Raw genomic sequence first — 17,680 nt, forward strand, 5'->3', positions numbered from 1 at the left:
ACTTAGGATAAAAATACCATATCAAACAAAGTTCAAGTTACGTATTTTTTATCTGAATCAACTAAAGCTAAATAGTTGGTAGCCTAATAATAATAGCAAGACCGCCTAGAGTGGCTTTTTCAGCAGCTATTTCACCATTATGGCCTTTAACTATATGTTGGCAAATAGATAAGCCCAAGCCCGAACCGCCCTCTTGGCGATTACGAGAGCTATCTACTCGATATAAATACTCAAATAAATGCGATAAATGCGATTGCTCTACACCTACGCCGTTATCTTCTATTATAAGCTCTAAGTAGGTCTGCCCTTTAATGTTTATATTGTTAGCCGTTAATGAAATAGTAGTACATTGTGCATAGTGCACGGCGTTCATTAAAATATTGTCGAGCAGCTGCAAAAGTCGGGTTTTATCTGCTTGTACAGTTATGTGTTTAGCGCTATTTAGTAAGTAAATTTTTATATTATGTTGTTCAAGCACAACCTGATATTTTTGCTCAATAGTATTTAATAATAACGCCATGTCAGTGGGTTGCATAGTGTAATGCATACCCCCTAACTCTGCGCTATTGAGCATATGTAAATCATCTATTAAGCGTTTTAAATGCAATGCCTCGTCGTTAGCCGAGTTAATATTTTTTGCATTAGGCTCACGTATGCCAAGTAACATAGCTTCAAGTTCACCGAGCAAAATACTCATTGGCGTTCTAAGCTCGTGAGAAATATTGGCAAGCCAGCGTTTGCGCACTTGCTCATCTTTAGCGAGTGTAAATGCAAGGATATTAAAATCTTCGCTTAATTGGCCTAATTCGTCTTTTCGCTCAAGCGTAAGCTTGGTCTCGTAATTACCTTGCGTTAAGCGATGCATACCATTAGCAATTTGCTTTACTGGGCTAACTAAGTGACGAGACAATAAAAAGGTAACTAGCAATGTAAGCAATACAGCGGCTAAAGCAATAAACCATAAGTAGTTAGTTTGCTGCTGTAAAAAATCAAGCTCATAACCATCAACCAAGCTATCTCTTTTAGATACAGCTAAGTAACCCACTGTTTTATCGCCCACTGTAATTGGGGTTGTTATATATTTTAAATCGCTGAGGTATCTACCCACTACTCGCTGCTTATTTTCGTCAAGCAAAGCGTAGTGAGCAATATTTTCAGGTGGTAGGCGGCGCTCTCCCCCTAAACGAATATGATCGGGTGGCGGCCGTCGAATCATTCCCCCTCTGGGGCCTGGACCTTCTGGTGGCCTAGGTAAAAACTGGCTATTTTCTAGCTGCGATTCAATAAGTTTTCTAAAATTTTCGCCATTGCCGACAACACGTTCCCATGAGGGGTTTTGTTCGTATTGCTTTGCAAGTTGCACAACAAGTGGTTCAAGCGCTTTTACTTCTTTTGCATTAACAAAATCAATTACGCCTTGCCCTATACTCCATTGTATAAGTACTACTAGCCCTGCAATAACACTAAAGGTAAAACTAAATAGTATTAAAAAAAGTTTATTATGAATTTTCATTAATTCGTGTTTTCAACCTTGCTAGGAAAGCTTTCAAATCGGTATGTTATAAACTCTTTGGTTTGATCGTTAACATACAGCGTAGCAACTATTTTTTTGCCCTGAGCGGTCCAATACATATGACCATGATTATTTAAAGTAACCGATACGGTATTTATACCACTTTTAAATAAGTTAGCAGGTAAATGCAATGCATGTCCGTAAATTCGCTGTATTTTAACCCCATTTATATATAAATGAGCATGACCTTGTAAAAAGCCCGTGTCATCGTTTGTAGTAACGCTCATCATTTGCTGCATGTTCATTGCGCCCTCAGGGGGTACAGATAAATCATAGCGCTGAGTATCTAAAATTAAGTTATAACCCGACATACTATCTTTTAATAACTTAAGGCTTAATGCCGGGATTGGCGTATCACTTGGCACTGCTATAGGCATATGGCTATGATCCATCATTTCCTGCTGCGCAAAGAGCTTAAAGCTCAATAGCACAGCAGTAGTTAGGATCAATGCGTATTTAAAATAACGCATAGTTACTCCTTACATTCCCGGTGGTGGACCCATTGTTTCGCCCGTATCACAGCGACCAATTGAATTATCGGCTAATTGACCTTTAAAACGAGGCCCTATTTGATAAGGGAAAGAAGGCTGTAATTTACCATCGCTGTCTAACGTTAGTGTTATATGGTAGTGATAACCCTTGCCATCGTTAGTATCGTGGCCGTTATGCTCATCTAATTGAGCACCGGTTACTGTTTTTTGTGCGTAGTAGAAATCTTCAAAATAATAACCATCGTCGGCATTTAATGTATTACCAGAGAGCGTCGTTACTTCTGCGCCAATAGCAGGACCTGCATCACTTGTTTGTGTGCCTTGGCTAACATCGTATTGATCGACTAAAGTACAGCTTCGCTCACCCTCAGTACCACAACCACCTTCACTTTCTGATGCGCCATAATCACGCATTTCCCAGCCGCTTAATGCAAGTTGACCGTTACTTTCATAAGGACCATAAAGCGGATAGCCATCAGCTGCAAACCCATAAATAGGTGAATGCGCATCGCCATCATCTTCAAGTAAATCAGCTAAGCAACTCGTGTAAAAATGGTGATGATATTCACCGTTAGCAGCATGTCCGCCACACACATCAACATCGTATTGCTCAGCAATGGGCGCTAATGTATACCAAATATTATTACCGTAGCTCATACCATCGCCCCAGTTAAATATACTGGTGCCATTAACCATTAAGCCAACTGTACCTAAACCTGTTTCACAAGTTTCAGTGTCAGATAAATCGGTAGGTGTTATCGGAAAATACGCCTCAACTGTTTGTTCTGTTGGGCAACCTGGTCCTGGAGGCCAATAGCCTGCACCGCCTGTGTCATCACAGTTTTCAGTGCTGCTGTTATAGCCAATATCTTCACCAAACGAAATGGTTTGCCCTACTGCTGCTGAGGTTACACCGTTATAAAAATCAGTAGCTGCACGCGGGCGATTATTAAGTACGTCTACTTGGTCTTGTGTAAGCGTTACGTCATATTTAGGAATGTCAGTTGTTTGCACATACATGTATTCAACGTCAGCATCTTCCTCAGTAACAGTAACAACCTCAACTGATTGAACATCTTCAACCACTGCGCCATTGTTTTGTATATAAGTAGAGGTTGTATCGTTGTTAATTAACCAGCTGGTAAGTTTTGCACTATTATCAACTGCACCAGTATCTGAGTCTGAGTCTGATGAAGCAATAACATTAACTATAACGGTATCTACAACGACATCGTTTGTGCCGTCATCTGCACTGATTTCAAATACAAGTGCTTCATCGGTTAAAACTTCAGGTGCAACAAACTCAGTAGACGTTGCAGTACTTGAAGATAAGCTAACGGTAGTGCCAGATGTTTGTGACCAGCTAACAGATACTTCGCCATCATCTTCAACTGTTGAACTTAAATAAACGGTATCGCCCGCATTAACAGTTTGGTCAATACCGGCGTCAACCGTTGGAGCACTATTACTGACTATCTCGCCGTCTGTTGTAGTACTTGTAGAATCGCTGTTACATGCGCTTAAAGCGATGCAAAGCGCGCTTAATGCAAATAACTTAGTTACATTAGAGGCTTTTGTTTTAAAAAGTGTTTTCAATGTTTGAACCTTTACTTTAACGTTTAATAAAACAAAGTTAACAAGTAAAAGTGCAAACAATGTGCACAAACTAAGGAAGAATAAATATAAAACTAGATTTGTGGTCGTTTAAGTACAAATTTGTCTTTAGTGGTTGCATAGTAATCCCCACCCATTCTACCTACCGCATCTAAAAGTGTTGGGTCAATATAACCGTCAACAAACACCTCATCGTCAACACAAATACCCACTATGTCTAACAACATCATTTGTCCGCCGCCAGGCTCGCTTGAAATAGTAATAACTTCACGTAGCTTACACTCATAGCGTACTTTTGAATCAGCAACACTCGGCACTGCGACCATTTGGCTATCAATTTTAGTTATATTTGCAGCATCAAACTCACTAACATCACTAGGGTAATTAGCACAGCTTTGATTCATTTTTTCAACCTGCTCATGACTCACAATGTTAATCACACATTCTTTAGTCGCTAATAAGTTAATTAATGTATCTTTACTTGGTTTATCGCGTGGATTTACTTGCGTCACACTCAATACTGGTGGGTTACAACTCGCTACTGTAAAAAATGAGTAAGGAGCAATATTAGCCACACCGTCGCTACTTAATGTACTTATCCATGCAATTGGACGAGGGCTGATCCCGCCAACTAAATACGAATAAACATTAAGCTCTTTATTTACAGTTAAATCTAAAAACATACTTTTCCTTTTAATACATTAAAACTAAATCTTAATTCAAGTTAGTTACGTATAGGTTTGGCTGACTCAGTTAAATAACAAGCTAATTTTTATCTCTATTTAAAGCAATAAACAAATTATATGAAAATAAACATCGTGTGGTTTAAACGTGATTTGCGTCTTAGCGATCATCAACCATTAAAAAATGCATTCAGTAATGGCTTACCTACCCTATTACTTTATAACTTTGAGCCATTGCTGCTCGAAGATGCACACTACAATGAGCGGCACTGGCGCTTTGTGTATCAATCAATAGTTGAGTTAAATAATCAGCTAGCGCGTTTTAACGCCTGTGTTTATATCTTTAATTTAAATATGAACGATTTACTTGAATCGTTAAAGGCACAGTTTGAAATAGTTAGTATTTTTAGCCATCAAGAAATAGGCTTAAACAACACCTTTGAGCGCGATAAAGCAATAAAAGCATGGTGCCAGCATAACCATATTAATTGGCTAGAGTCGCAAACAGGCGCGGTTATTCGCGGCAAAAAAAATCGTAATAATTGGAACGAACGCTGGCAGCAAACAATGCAAGCACCTATTGCAGTTCCTAATTGGAAGAGTATAAAAACAATTACCCTCAATAACTACCAAACACCTGAGCTACCAAGCGCTTACACGCAAGATCACGACAGCTTTCAACAAGGTGGCCCGCTGCATGCGCGAACTGTAATGCAGAGCTTTTTTGCCGAGCGCGGTAAAGGTTATCAAAAAGGAATATCGAGCCCAAGTTTAAGCCAAACACATTGCTCCCGACTTTCGCCGTACCTAGCATGGGGGAACATTAGCCTTAGGCAAGTGTATCAAATGGCCATTGATGAATATCATTCAAAACACCCTAACAAAAGAGGCTGGAAGCGCCCGCTTGCTGCGTTTGTATCGCGCTTGCATTGGCACTGCCACTTTATGCAAAAGTTTGAGAGCGAATGTTCTATGGAGTTTTTAGCCCTTAATCCGGGTTATCATGTATTTCCGTATCGTGATGATGAACATGTTAAAAACGATATTGAACGCTGGGCGCAAGGTCAAACAGGTATTCCCATTATTGACGCTTGCATGCGCTGCTTAAAAGCCACCGGCTATATAAACTTTAGAATGCGCGCCATGCTTGTAAGCTTTGTAACGCATCATTTAAATATAAGCTGGCAGCAAGCAAGCTTTCCTCTCGCTAATTACTTTTTAGATTTTGAGCCCGGAATTCACTATCCGCAAATTCAAATGCAAGCCTCGGTAACAGGCATTAACACCATTAGGCACTACAACCCAATTAAACAATCAGAAGATCAAGACCCAACAGGTTCGTTTATTAAAAAATGGTGCCCCGAGCTTGAAAAACTCCCTATTGAATATTTACATCAGCCTTGGGAGCAAACTCCGATGGAGGCACTCTTTAACGACTTTAAGTTAGGGGAGGATTATCCCGAACCGATGCTTGATTTAACAGCAGCCTCAAAAGAAGCACGCGAACGCTTATGGCAATACCGTGAGCGAGCCGATGTTAAACGCGCCATAGGGAGGATTCTTAAAAAGCACGTTGGGGGTACTCAAAAAGTTACTCGAACAAAAAGTAAAACGGATACTAAAAGTAACAGTAAGGCTGAGTAAGCATGGCGCACAAAAAACTAAACTTACCTCAAAAAATATGCCCTATTTGTAATAAACCTTTTACGTGGCGTAAAAAATGGCAGCGCGACTGGGATAACGTTATTTTCTGTTCAGAGCGCTGCAGGCGTAATAAATAAGAGTAACAATTAACTGGCGTCTATTTTGCAACATCATCAGTAATTAGTGCTTTTAAGGCTTTATATAAGTTTATTTTGTAAATAACGCTTAGCTAACCTGAAAAGCTTACACTCAAGCAAGGAGAAGATGATGACGATTAAAAAAACGGCAAGTTCAACATGGTCTGGCGATATTAAAACAGGCAAAGGTAGCATATCAACTCAAAGTGGCGCGCTTAACAAACAACCTTACGGTTTTAATACCCGCTTTGAAGATGAGGCAGGCTCAAACCCTGAAGAATTAGTAGGTGCAGCGCACAGTGCATGTTTTAGTATGGCGCTTTCGCTTGCATTAGGTGATGCAGGCTTTACCGCAGATAAAATTGATACTAAAGCCACTGTAAGCCTTGATGAAGTAGATGACGGTTTTTCAGTAACGCATATTGCCCTTGAGGTAAAAGCGCGTATTGATGATATTCAAAACGAACAGTTTCAAGCCTTATGTGAGCAAACCAAAAAGAGCTGCCCTATTTCCAAGCTCTTAAATACCGAAATATCACTAGATGCGACACTTCAATCAGCATTTTAAATATTTAGACTTTACTATTTAGACAGTTCCTTACTAAAAAAGCCAAGTAAGTAATTACTTGGCTTGCTTATTATAAAGAAATATCTCTAGGGCGTGTTGTTATTTGGTGGTTGAATTTGCAGCAGTGTGTTTGGTATTTAGGCAAGGCAGAGCCTATGTTTTGTGGTTATTCCCCATTAATAGGCGATAACGCAGCATAGATGCCAAACATGCGCTGCCCTTTGGGCTCTTTCTAGGGACGATTGACTCTTTGTTGCTCGGCTTTTACTTATTCTTACATGGATGTAAGCCAGTAGAATAACGCAGGAGCAGTTATCGAGCCCACTAGGTTACAAACCTCACGCCGCGATTAAATCGCCCCTAGATTGAACAAATTTCAATCCACAAAAATCAACACGCCCTAGGTTTATTCCTACTCAAAGTACTTACTACAAGCCCTATTCCCATCCCAATTGCTGGCCATACTACCCATATATAACTAGGCGAAGTTAGTAAATTTATAACGCTTAGCAAAGTTAAAATAAGTAAGTATCCTTTAATTTTTTTGCCTAATGTCACTGTATTGCTCATTTATATTCTCCAAGTAATGTATGTCGCTATTATTGTTTTAATAAGCAACGTACACACCTGCTAAATGTCACTAAGTGATCTGACATTAGTCATCACTTTTCATTTAATTACATAGTTATTTATTATGTATAAAAACATAAAAAACAATACTTTAATCTATTTGTGTTAGAATCTAATCTCAACTAACCTAAACAAATAAACATAAGAGGATGAGCTAAATGAGCGAAAAATCAAAAGATTGTGAAAAAGTTACGTGTAGTAACTGTGCTGACGCTAACGATCTCGAATTTGATTTTTCTATGGCTTTTCAACCGATTATAAACTGTAAAACTAATCTTATTTATGGCTATGAAGCGCTGGTTAGAGGTTTAAATGGCGAGTCTGCTTATTCAATCATTTCAAAAGTAAATGAAGACAACCGCTATGCATTTGATCAGCTTTGCCGCATTAAAGCCATTCAATTAGCCTCAAAGCTGGGCATAACATCAATGCTAAGCATTAACTTTTTACCTAATGCTATTTATAAACCTGAGCGATGTATACGCACCACGCTAGAAGCTGCAAAAAAGTATAACTTCCCAATTCAAAATATTATGTTTGAATTTACTGAAGTAGAAAAAATAGAAGACACCGCACACATAAAGCGCGTTGTTGATTACTATCAGTCTCTCGGATTTAAAACCGCCACCGATGACTTTGGTGCAGGTTATTCTGGTTTAAATCTACTGGCTGACTTTCAAACAGATATTATTAAGCTGGATATGGCGCTAATACGCGATATAAGCAACGACAAAAAACGCCAATTAATAGTAACTCATTGCTTAAATATGTTTCGCGATTTAAATATTATCGCACTGGCTGAAGGGATTGAAACAGTAGAAGAATATACATGGCTTAAAAACGCAGGTGTTGAGCTTATGCAAGGGTATTTATTTGCCAAACCAAGCTTTGAAAACTTGCCTGAGGTAACCTACGTTTTTAATTAGGAAAATCTACAATACCCAAACACTTTATTACAATCATTTAATTGCCTTATAAAACCTCATAAATATAATACCCATTCTAGTAACAAATTTACTTAATTATAAGAAGGGATACTTATGCGCTTTTTAATGCCACTCACTTTACTCGCACTTAGCTGTACAGCGTCTGCAAACGTCGAGCAGTCAGAATCAAAACAATGGTTTAACTCTATAAACTACGCAAAAATTGATTCTGATTATTACAGTGATAATGTGTACGGGTTATCAACTCACTATTACTTTGAGGAACAGCAAAACTCAGGTGTGTGGGATGATTATGGCTACTTGGATACAGATAGTAATATAGGCTTAAATTATTTTAATTCAGATGGTTATAGTGGAAAAGGTATTTTTGGAGAAGGCTTTTACGGCAATGCTTTTGCAACTTTTGAACTACCTAATATTGGTGATGCCGACAACTATTCACTTGGTTTAGGTTACTTATTTGCTGATTCACTAAAAGTATCTGTTCGTATGTTAGATTATGAATATAGCGATACAGTTTATTTATTTAAAGCTCAATATAATCATGAAATCAATGACACCGACTACATTGGTTTTACTGTTGAAACAGATGATGAAACAGAGTCATGGGACCTATCATCACGTTACTTTGCCCATCTTTACGATGACAGTTATTTTGCTATAAATGTTGACTACCTAGATGTTGGCGACGACTCAGTTTTTAATGTGCTCGCAAACTATTACTTTAATAAACATGTTGCAGTCGGTATTGGCTCAAACGACTCTGATTTAGTTATTGAAGGTAAGTACTTTATTAATGATAGCTACTACTTCACAGCTAATTACACTGATAATGATAACTATGATGTATATAATCTTAGCTTTGTAGCCCAATTTTAATAAACACAAAAAAGCCGCCTTGCTGGGTCAGTTCAGTTAAACAAGGCTGCATTTTCTAAATAACTTTAGGTTACATATTACCTAGCTCTATCATCATCGCTGTGTACATACGTAAATTAAGCTCAAGTTGCTCAAGTGTCATAAATTCATGCTCTGAGTGACCTGTGTAGCGCTTACCCGGCATTGAAGGACCAAACGATACCGCATTATCAAACAGCTTTGCGTTAGTGCCACCACCTATTGATACAAAGTCAGCTTTTTCGTCGCCCGTAAAATGCTTAAAAATATCAAGCAGCTTTTGCGCATGCGGCGCGCTATCAAGCAGCATAGGTGTGCCAATGATTGTTTCTATGTTGGCAAGCGTTACATTGTTAGTGGCTTGCCAATTAGCGAGCGCATCATCAATTTGCTTTTGTAATACAGCTTCGTCTTTACCCATAGGGCGACGTGCATTTACAGCAAGTGTTAGCGCATTACCATCGCGCTCAATAACGGTTGGTGCCACTGTCATCGGGCCCATAAATTCGTGCTTATAGGCTATTTCGCCAAACTGTTTACCGTGAATATCTAAACCAATTAACTGATTCACAAAGTCGATTAGCTCGCCGTCACTGTTATTTTCAAGCTCCACGCCTTTAAATAACTCAGCTAAATACGCAATCGCATTTATACCCGACTCCGGCTCTGATGAATGCGCTGACATACCTTTAACACTTATTGCTAAGGCATCATTTTGCTCACTAAAGTTAAACTCAACTTTATTTAATGTTTTGGCTTTTGCTTTTAATGTATTAATAAGTGCAGCGTCTGCATTGTGAAGTACTAAGCTGGCGTCTTCTGGAATTTGGCTTCTAAACGCACCGCCAGTTACATCCTTTACATATAAACCCGTCTGTGGTGATGTTGCATTAAAAGTAGGTGCAATTAAGCTCCAGCCTTTCTCGGCAACCACTACAGGGTATGATGCATCAATCGTTACTGCATATTTTGGTTGTTCATACGTTTTCATAAATTGAGTAAGCGGACCCCAATCAGACTCCTCAGCAAGGTAAATCATAAGCTCAATTCGGTTATTAAGGGTTATGCCTTTATCTTTAATTGCTTTCATGGCGTAAAGCGCTGTTGCTATTGCACCTTTATCGTCTTCCGTACCACGACCAACTAATTTTCCCGGTTCAGATGTATCAATAATAAAAGGACTTTGTTTCCATTTGCTAGCATTAGCAGGTTGCACATCACCGTGCGTTACTACCGTTACTTTTTCGCTTTGCTCGCCCATTCCAATTAAAACGGTGTAGCCTAAATCTTGGTAGTCAAAACCAAGCTCTGCGGCTTTCATTTTTAAAAGTGCTTTAAAGCCAATAAAATCGGGATTTTGAGGAGCGGTAATGTCGCTTTTATTAACGGTCGGAAAAGCCACTAAGTTAGTTAGTGTGTGTATTTGAGCATTTTGGTAGGTATTTACTGCGTAATCGGCAACGCTATCAATATTTTTATTTAACTGCGCATGAGCACCAAACGCAAATAAAGCAATACTGGCTAAAGCTAACTTTTTCAAAACAATTCCCATTTAATTAATAACTAAGAGCGGTAATTATAACGCTATGAAGCGCTTACTTATAGCTCTTTACGCTAAACACGCAGGTAACTTAAGCTGAATATTTATATAGCAGCTTTTATGAGGATGAATGTATAATGCGCGACTTAAAATTAACAGGGTATTTAATTGTGAACCGTCGTAAAAAAATCGTCACTAAATTTCAAAAGAAAGATAAACGCACTAACGCTAAACTACATAAAAGCAACAAACCTGGTTATGTGTCAAAAGCTGAGCGCGAAAAACTAGCTGAACAAGAAAGTAATGAGCCACAGGCAACCCAAGAGTAACTCTACGTTACCTGTTGTTTTGATAGTTTAAAGTGGCAAAAGTACCGACCACTTACATAACCGACTACTGCCGTGGCGACTATAAGTTCAAACGTAGCTAAGTAACTAACTGCATCTACATATGGTATTGCGAGGTTTATACTTTGCATCCAGTCTTTCATTTTAAATAATGCAGTTGCCCCAATAACCATTGGAAATGTAAAAGCAGCGTAGCTCGGCGTAAAAGGTCTGCGTAATAACTTTATAAATAACACATAAACAATCAGTGTTTTTATTATCGCTAATATAAATAATGCGCCCACTATAAAGAGTGATGGATTAGCAACAATATGAAAATACCCCGCTAATGTTAAACTGGCAGGCGCAGCTAAAATGGCAAGTGTTGGCTGTATTTCGTAGTCACTTTTTAATGCTAATAAAAAACGATAAAACATAATTGGCAGCATAATACTGTACGTTGATATACCAATCACCAGTGCGCTATAAGCTAACCACGCTAATGTCGGATTTCCCGAAAAAGTAACATCTGCAATAATTATCCCCACTGGTGGCACAAACCAGCTAGGCGCCATATCTTCAAAATTAAACTTTTTTGCTCGCTGGTATAAAAAGCTCACCAAAAATGTGAGATGCAGCACAAAAGCGAAAACCCACATAATGTCGCCAGCTAATGAGTTAAATTGCCCAACTGAGTTTGAAATAACAAGATTAGCCATTGCAAATGTAGGGATCACACTTCCTGCAATTGGGTGTGCTAAATCGGCTTTTAATAAATGAGGGTGCAGTAAAAACTTAGCAGCCAAAAGTAAAACTAATACGCCAGCTAGTACCGCTCCCAAAAATTGCCCTTGGGAGTTTAAATTAAAAACGTTTTCCCATGTCCATCCCATACTAGCAATACCCAAAGCTAAACCGGCCATGGCCGTTGGCGCACCCATCACTTTATTTTTAAATTGCTTAAACACTGTATTTCCTAATTATTGGGTGATGAACAAGTTACTGCCTTTTACTGCATTGCCTTAAAATAACGCTGTAAAATTAGTACAAGCGTGCTTAATAGAACGCTTTTTGCATACAAATATTTCATAAAAATAAGTTTACGGCTTACATATTAAAACGCAAAAAAAGCCATAACACAGTTATGGCTTTTGCTTTATTTTTAATAATTTAGTTTAGTTAGAACGCGTAACTAACGCTTACATTAAATGAACGACCCTGCCCAGCAAGTTGTTCAAACCCGTTGCTGCTATCTTGTTTAAGTGCCGCAATACTTACACCACCTAGCGGAAGTTGGTAGTACTCATCAAACACGTTACTCACTTCAGCACTTAGCGTTAATGAATCCCATGTGGCTTTAGAGCTTAAATTAACCAGGCTGTAGCTGTCTGTTTGGTTTTCAAAACGATTATTATCTACACGGCTTTTAGTATCGACCCACTGCCAAGATAACGCGTTTTCAAATCGACCTATTTGCTGGCTAATACCTAGCTGGGTTTGCAGTGGTTTAATTTGATAAAGCGGCTGGTTAGTATCGTCGCGCTTGCCTCTCGTATTAGTAACGTTAGCGTGTAACTGCCAGTTACCTAATTGCTTAGATTCATAAATGTTGGCTGTTAAATCTATTTTTGCACCATACAAAATAGCATCTACATTAGTAAACTGAAAAATGTTACGCGCTGTATTGTCCAAGTCATAACTATTGAAGCTTCTTATAATATCAGCATCAATATAGTCACTCACATCTGTATACCAAACATTGGTGCTTAATCGCCAACGGTCATCTTTAGCCGATTTAATATAAGTAGCACTTATTGTATGCGCTGTTTCAACGTCTAAATCAGGGTTACCAATATAGCCATTACCATCGCCATACCAACCAATCATGGTGGTTGCCATGGTACTTACACCCCAACTGTATCGCTCGTATAAATTAGGCGCTCGGTTTTTACGGGCAAGACCAAGTTGCAGCTCATCATAATTTGTTATTTGGTAGTTAATTAATAAGTTAGCATCAACTATAGTGTCGGTTTTATCTCTGTCGCCAGCATTAAAATTCTGTGCAGCAATGGTATTATCTGCAGACGTATCGCTCATGGTCATACTTTCCATACTACTCATATCGTCCATATCCGTCATACTCATGTCATCGTTGTAAGATTGAACCTCTCCAACATGGGTATTAATACTTTCAATGCGTACGCCTGCGTTTAACCATAACTTTGTATTTATTTGGCTCTCAAATTCTGCAAATGCCGCTATGCGCTCTCGTTTGCCGTTATTTACATTTACGTAATCGTCTGGTCCCATCATGGTTGAGCCTTCAATACCTGGCCACCAATCATCAATACTGTAATTGTAATATTCTTGACCGAGTAAAATACTGCTGTTTTTATCAAGCGCGATACGCCATTTAAGCTGCGTACTTATATCTTGTGCATCGGTTTTCATTGGCATCATGCCTGTTTTTTCTTCACTGAAAAAGCCCATTTCGTGCTTTACGCTATGCCAGTTAACTTGCCCTTCAAGCTCGCTGTTTTCAAAGGAGCGCTTGTATTGAGCTATTGCACCGTAACTGGTGTTATCGGTCATATCCATATACTGATTTGCAAATCCCTGATACGGGATTTTTTGATGCGTTAGCTTTATAACTAATTGCTGTTTATCATCGCGCATAGCTGCGGTTAAACTATGATTTTGTGCTCGATACAATGTATCTAATACTACATCGCCGTTACCGTCTTCATAACTATCTGCGTCACTAAACGAACCCTGATAATTAAGGCTAAACGTGTCACTTGCTAAACGTGCACCAACGCCAAGTTTACGTCCGTTATCAACGCTACTGTACTTTGCTGACACATAACCTGAGTGCCAACCTAATTCATTGCTATCGCTATACTGTGTTGAAATAGAATTAACGCTTATTACACCGGCAATATTATCCCCGCCCGCGCTTACTGGCGACACGCCTGCAACCACATTGTAAGACGTAATTTGATTAGCCGAGATATACGAAAGTGGCGGGTTCATATGATTAGCGCATGCAGCGGTTACATCTGCACCATCAATTAACACTTTAACTCTGTCGCCCATTAAACCATTTAAAATAGGTAAGTTAGATACGCCGCCCGCTGCTGAAAAATCGACACCTAAATCACTTAATAACGATTCTGACGAACCAAGTGCTAAATGCTTATTTTGAGCATGTCCGTGTACTTCAATCACTTCTAAAGGCGTATCGTCGGCAAATGCAAAAGGAGATAGCACACCGCTAATAAAAAGTGCGACAGGAGTTAGTAAATATATTTTTTGAGTTTTGCTTTTATAAACCATTGTTAATTTATGCCACTGTAATAATTGGCGTAATTATAGTGTGAGTGGCAAAAGCAAAAGCGCGACATATTGTCGCACTTTATCAATTTAAAATGTTGTTAGGTGTGTTTGAGCACATAAGAAGACAGCTTTAAACATAGGAACATGCAATTAACTAAGTATTTAACTTAGCTACCGTTTGAGAAACAATATCGGCTCCACGTTCAATCTCTTTAATAACCTCAGACACATTAGCAATAAGCTCTCTTCCTTGTTTTGATGAGTCTGAAACTGACGTTATTTGCTTTGATATATCATTAGTGAGCTCTTGGTTATTTTTAACAACACTTGCTATTTCATTAGTAGATCGACTCGTACTGGCTGCAAGCTGCCTTACTTCATCAGCTACTACAGCAAAACCTCGACCATAATCACCAGCACGCGCTGCTTCTATTGCGGCATTAAGTGCCAGTAAATTAGTTTGATCCGCAATGCTGCTAATTGTCGAAACAATGGAACCTATGACCGCAGACTGTTCATTAAGATTTTTTATTAAATCTACCGATTTAAGTACTTGGCTTACAATGGCGTCGGAGTTCGCTATAGAGCTTTGTAGTATTTCAGAGCCTTTTTTAGCGGTTGTAGCAGTAGCTACCGCCGATTCATGTGCTATTGCAGCGGCTTCTGTCACTGCACTGTTATTATTAATTCGATCGGTAATATTTGATGCAAACTTAATTATTTTAATTACATTACCTTTGCTATCTAAAATTGGGTTATAAGTTGCTTCTAACCAAATTTCTGAACCGTCGGCGGCAATACGTTTAAATTTTCCTGACTTAAACTGCCCCTGCGCTAATTCACTCCAAAAGCGTGGGTTTTTCTCATAAAACAATTTAGTACAAAACATTTTATGATGCTTGCCTACAATGTCTTTTAAGCTATAACCTATTGTTGCTAAAAAGTTTTGGTTCGCCTTTAAAATATTACCCTCTGGGGTAAACTCTATTGTAGCCAAGGCTTTGTCGAGTGCATTTGCAATAGCTTCTTGCGCTTTTCTTTGTATGTAACTGGTCGTAATATCAGAGGCTATTTTAATAACTTTGGTGACTACGCCGCGCTCTTCTACAGGAAAGTAAGTTGCCTCAAGCCAAAGCTTATCGCCATTAGCTTTGTACCTTAAAAACGAGCCTGCTTTAGAATTCCCTGTTTTTAATGCTTGCCAAAATTGACTATATTCGTTTGACTTTGCATATTCAGATTCGCAAAACATACGATGATGCTTACCAATTATTTTCTCTTTGCTATACCCAATCGTTTTTAAAAACAACTGGTTTGCGTCTAATATTATTCCATCAGGTGTAAACTCTATATAAGCAACGTGCTTATTAATTGCCGATAAAATAGATTGTTTTTGAATTAATTGAAGCTCCATTTCTTCAATTTTTGCGTTTCTTTTAGAAATACCAAACATATAAAAACCTTAAGGAGTAAATTAGTACAAAAATTAGCAAATTAATGTGATATCAATATGTAGCTGTACTGTAAATATAAGCTTTAAATAACCTTTCGGCTAATATTTAATATCTTATATATATATGCTTTATAAATAGTTTTTTTATTTTATAAATGTTAAGTAGTATTTTCTTCTAATTAACATTTTAAAAACCTAATAAAACCACTAATTTATGCATGACTCTGTACTTTTTTTAACTTAAAATAGCGCCCTCACAGACTACCCTCTCACACCAAAATTTAAGCATACACATAATATTTTCTATTCAAGATCTATTGTGCAATTTCATTTTTAAAATTAAACCTTAAGGGATCATCTATGACATCAGATGTAACGTCGGCATCTAGTCAACTTAACAGAACCGCTATTTTACTCGTATTAGCGCTAGGCACATTTATCTTAGGATTATCTGAGTTTTCGATGATGCCTATGCTGCCACTAATTAGCGAAACATTTGGCTCAACGCCATCACAAAGTGGCTATGCAATTAGTGCTTACGCCATTGGTGTTGTAGTGGGCGCCCCTATTTTAATGCTTACCACTGCTAATATGAGAAAGCGCAAAGCATTGCTCATATTTATAAGCTTAATGTTTGTCTCAAACGGATTAAGCGCGATGGCAACGTCGCTTGAGCAGCTTGTAATATTTAGATTTTTAAGTGGTTTACCTCATGGTGCATATTTTGGCGCGGCTATTTTATTAGCATCGGATATTGCCCCAAAAGGTAAGCGTGCTAGCTTTATGTCTAAGGTGTTTATGGGTTTAACTGTGGCCACTATTGTTGGTGTGCCTGTTGTAACACTTGTGGGTCAAAACCTTAGTTGGCGGTACTGTTTAGCCGGCGCTGCAGTGCTTGCATTTATTGCTTTTATTTTTGTTTACAAAGTAGTTCCAAATATAGATAACGCTAAGCCTTCTAACTTACTAAACGAGTTTGGCGTACTTAAAAACAAACTGGTTTGGTCTATTTTGGGTATTGTAATTATTGGCTTTGGCGGGGTGTTTTGTATTTATACTTACATTGCCGACACCATCTTAGTGGTAACAAAAACAGCCCCGTATACTATTTCTATCGCAATGGTAATGTTTGGTATTGGTTGTACGCTCGGTAACTATGTACTGGGTAAAGCTGCCGATAAATCAGCAATTAAAACGACTGGCCTTGCGCTTGTATGTACCATTGTATTTGCCTTTGCTTATGTAACGGCAAGCCATAATATTTGGGCTCTTTACGCAGTGATCTTCTTTATTGGTTGCAGTGTGGGCTTGGCTACGCTGATTCAAACGCTTTTAATGGACGTTGCGCCCGAAGGCCACGCTATGATTGGTGCCTTAGTACAGTGCGCATTTAATACTGCCAATGCTATAGGTCCTTGGGTTGGCGGAATTGCAATTGCGCAAGGTGCTGCACCTAATCAAACAGGTTACGTAGCAGCTGCATTGTTTTTAGGTGGTTTGGGTATGTGGCTATTAAGTTACTTACAACTAAACAAACAGCAACCAACAGCGCAAGCTACTAATTAACTTGAGTTCAGATTAATTTAAAATACAAAAAGAGCCGCTAATTAGCGGCTCTTTTATTTTTAATTTACCTAGGGCCTGTTGACCTTTCAGGATTAAAATTTGTTCAATCTAGGGGCGATTTAATCGCGGCGTGAGGTTTGTAACCTAGTGGGCTAAGTAAAAACCGAGCAACAAAGAGTAAATTGCCCCTAGAAAGAACCCAAAGAGCAGCGCATGTTTGGCATTTATGCTGCGTTATCGCCTACTTACGGGGAATAACCACACTACATAGGCTC

General features: G+C 38.6%; 16 protein-coding genes. 7 read left to right on the plus strand and 9 right to left on the minus strand.

Features of this window, described 5'->3' with window-relative positions; all coding sequences use genetic code 11:
• Nucleotides 1-67 precede the first annotated feature (67 nt).
• From AAEY68_RS10590 to AAEY68_RS10605, 4 genes are read right to left on the minus strand one after another with little or no spacing between them, the layout of a single operon-like run.
• Complete coding sequence (locus AAEY68_RS10590) at nucleotides 68-1,513, minus strand: ATP-binding protein (RefSeq protein ID WP_024593549.1); 1,446 nt, start codon at nucleotides 1,511-1,513, stop codon at nucleotides 68-70.
• Nucleotides 1,513-2,043 carry a hypothetical protein gene (locus AAEY68_RS10595; RefSeq protein ID WP_024593548.1) on the minus strand — a complete coding sequence of 177 codons (531 nt, stop codon included), beginning with the start codon at nucleotides 2,041-2,043 and terminating at the stop codon, nucleotides 1,513-1,515. The genes AAEY68_RS10590 and AAEY68_RS10595 overlap by 1 nt, the downstream gene beginning before the upstream one ends.
• 9 nt (nucleotides 2,044-2,052) lie before the next feature.
• Nucleotides 2,053-3,720 (minus strand): YHYH protein, encoded by a 1,668-nt coding sequence (locus tag AAEY68_RS10600; protein ID WP_350585901.1) that lies wholly within the window; start codon nucleotides 3,718-3,720, stop codon nucleotides 2,053-2,055.
• Nucleotides 3,721-3,752: 32 nt separating this feature from the next.
• Nucleotides 3,753-4,361 (minus strand): flavin reductase family protein, encoded by a 609-nt coding sequence (locus AAEY68_RS10605; protein ID WP_007581267.1) that lies wholly within the window; start codon nucleotides 4,359-4,361, stop codon nucleotides 3,753-3,755.
• A 120-nt stretch (nucleotides 4,362-4,481) separates the two neighbouring features.
• On the opposite strand from AAEY68_RS10605, the gene AAEY68_RS10610 reads away from it, so the two are divergent.
• From AAEY68_RS10610 to AAEY68_RS10620, 3 genes are all read left to right on the plus strand, one after another.
• A complete protein-coding gene (locus AAEY68_RS10610; protein WP_024593545.1) occupies nucleotides 4,482-6,005 on the plus strand; it encodes a cryptochrome/deoxyribodipyrimidine photo-lyase family protein in 1,524 nt (507 codons plus the stop codon).
• 2 nt (nucleotides 6,006-6,007) lie between these two features.
• Nucleotides 6,008-6,142 (plus strand): DUF2256 domain-containing protein, encoded by a 135-nt coding sequence (locus AAEY68_RS10615; RefSeq protein ID WP_076916399.1) that lies wholly within the window; start codon nucleotides 6,008-6,010, stop codon nucleotides 6,140-6,142.
• Nucleotides 6,143-6,272: 130 nt separating this feature from the next.
• The gene (locus AAEY68_RS10620) at nucleotides 6,273-6,710 is read left to right on the plus strand and encodes an OsmC family protein (protein ID WP_024593544.1); all 438 of its coding nucleotides are present in this window, start codon (nucleotides 6,273-6,275) and stop codon (nucleotides 6,708-6,710) included.
• A gap of 390 nt (nucleotides 6,711-7,100) precedes the next feature.
• Here the strand turns inward: AAEY68_RS10620 and AAEY68_RS10625 are convergent, their stop codons facing one another.
• The gene (locus AAEY68_RS10625; RefSeq protein ID WP_076916397.1) at nucleotides 7,101-7,280 is read right to left on the minus strand and encodes a 2TM domain-containing protein; all 180 of its coding nucleotides are present in this window, start codon (nucleotides 7,278-7,280) and stop codon (nucleotides 7,101-7,103) included.
• Nucleotides 7,281-7,498: 218 nt separating this feature from the next.
• On the opposite strand from AAEY68_RS10625, the gene AAEY68_RS10630 reads away from it, so the two are divergent.
• Nucleotides 7,499-8,266, plus strand: coding sequence for an EAL domain-containing protein (locus tag AAEY68_RS10630; protein ID WP_008136989.1), 768 nt, complete (start codon nucleotides 7,499-7,501; stop codon nucleotides 8,264-8,266).
• Between the two features lie 114 nt (nucleotides 8,267-8,380).
• Nucleotides 8,381-9,166 carry a putative porin gene (locus AAEY68_RS10635; protein ID WP_008136988.1) on the plus strand — a complete coding sequence of 262 codons (786 nt, stop codon included), beginning with the start codon at nucleotides 8,381-8,383 and terminating at the stop codon, nucleotides 9,164-9,166.
• Between the two features lie 70 nt (nucleotides 9,167-9,236).
• Here the strand turns inward: AAEY68_RS10635 and AAEY68_RS10640 are convergent, their stop codons facing one another.
• Nucleotides 9,237-10,724 (minus strand): dipeptidase, encoded by a 1,488-nt coding sequence (locus tag AAEY68_RS10640; protein ID WP_024593543.1) that lies wholly within the window; start codon nucleotides 10,722-10,724, stop codon nucleotides 9,237-9,239.
• Nucleotides 10,725-10,861: 137 nt separating this feature from the next.
• On the opposite strand from AAEY68_RS10640, the gene AAEY68_RS10645 reads away from it, so the two are divergent.
• On the plus strand, nucleotides 10,862-11,053 hold the full coding sequence (locus AAEY68_RS10645; protein WP_007581250.1) for a DUF2986 domain-containing protein: 192 nt from the start codon (nucleotides 10,862-10,864) through the stop codon (nucleotides 11,051-11,053).
• Between the two features lie 2 nt (nucleotides 11,054-11,055).
• Here the strand turns inward: AAEY68_RS10645 and AAEY68_RS10650 are convergent, their stop codons facing one another.
• The 3 genes from AAEY68_RS10650 to AAEY68_RS10660 all read right to left on the minus strand — a co-directional run bounded on the left by AAEY68_RS10650 (nucleotide 11,056) and on the right by AAEY68_RS10660 (nucleotide 15,839).
• On the minus strand, nucleotides 11,056-12,018 hold the full coding sequence (locus AAEY68_RS10650; protein WP_024593542.1) for a TDT family transporter: 963 nt from the start codon (nucleotides 12,016-12,018) through the stop codon (nucleotides 11,056-11,058).
• Nucleotides 12,019-12,229: 211 nt separating this feature from the next.
• Nucleotides 12,230-14,386 carry a TonB-dependent receptor gene (locus AAEY68_RS10655; protein WP_350585903.1) on the minus strand — a complete coding sequence of 719 codons (2,157 nt, stop codon included), beginning with the start codon at nucleotides 14,384-14,386 and terminating at the stop codon, nucleotides 12,230-12,232.
• A 154-nt stretch (nucleotides 14,387-14,540) separates the two neighbouring features.
• Entirely contained in the window at nucleotides 14,541-15,839 is a 1,299-nt protein-coding gene (locus AAEY68_RS10660; protein ID WP_350585904.1) for a methyl-accepting chemotaxis protein, read from the minus strand.
• 360 nt (nucleotides 15,840-16,199) lie between these two features.
• On the opposite strand from AAEY68_RS10660, the gene AAEY68_RS10665 reads away from it, so the two are divergent.
• Complete coding sequence (locus tag AAEY68_RS10665) at nucleotides 16,200-17,405, plus strand: MFS transporter (protein ID WP_007581242.1); 1,206 nt, start codon at nucleotides 16,200-16,202, stop codon at nucleotides 17,403-17,405.
• Nucleotides 17,406-17,680 lie beyond the last annotated feature (275 nt).

Source organism: Pseudoalteromonas sp. RB2-MNA-CIBAN-0110 (assembly GCF_040309305.1).
GTDB lineage: Bacteria > Pseudomonadota > Gammaproteobacteria > Enterobacterales > Alteromonadaceae > Pseudoalteromonas > Pseudoalteromonas arctica.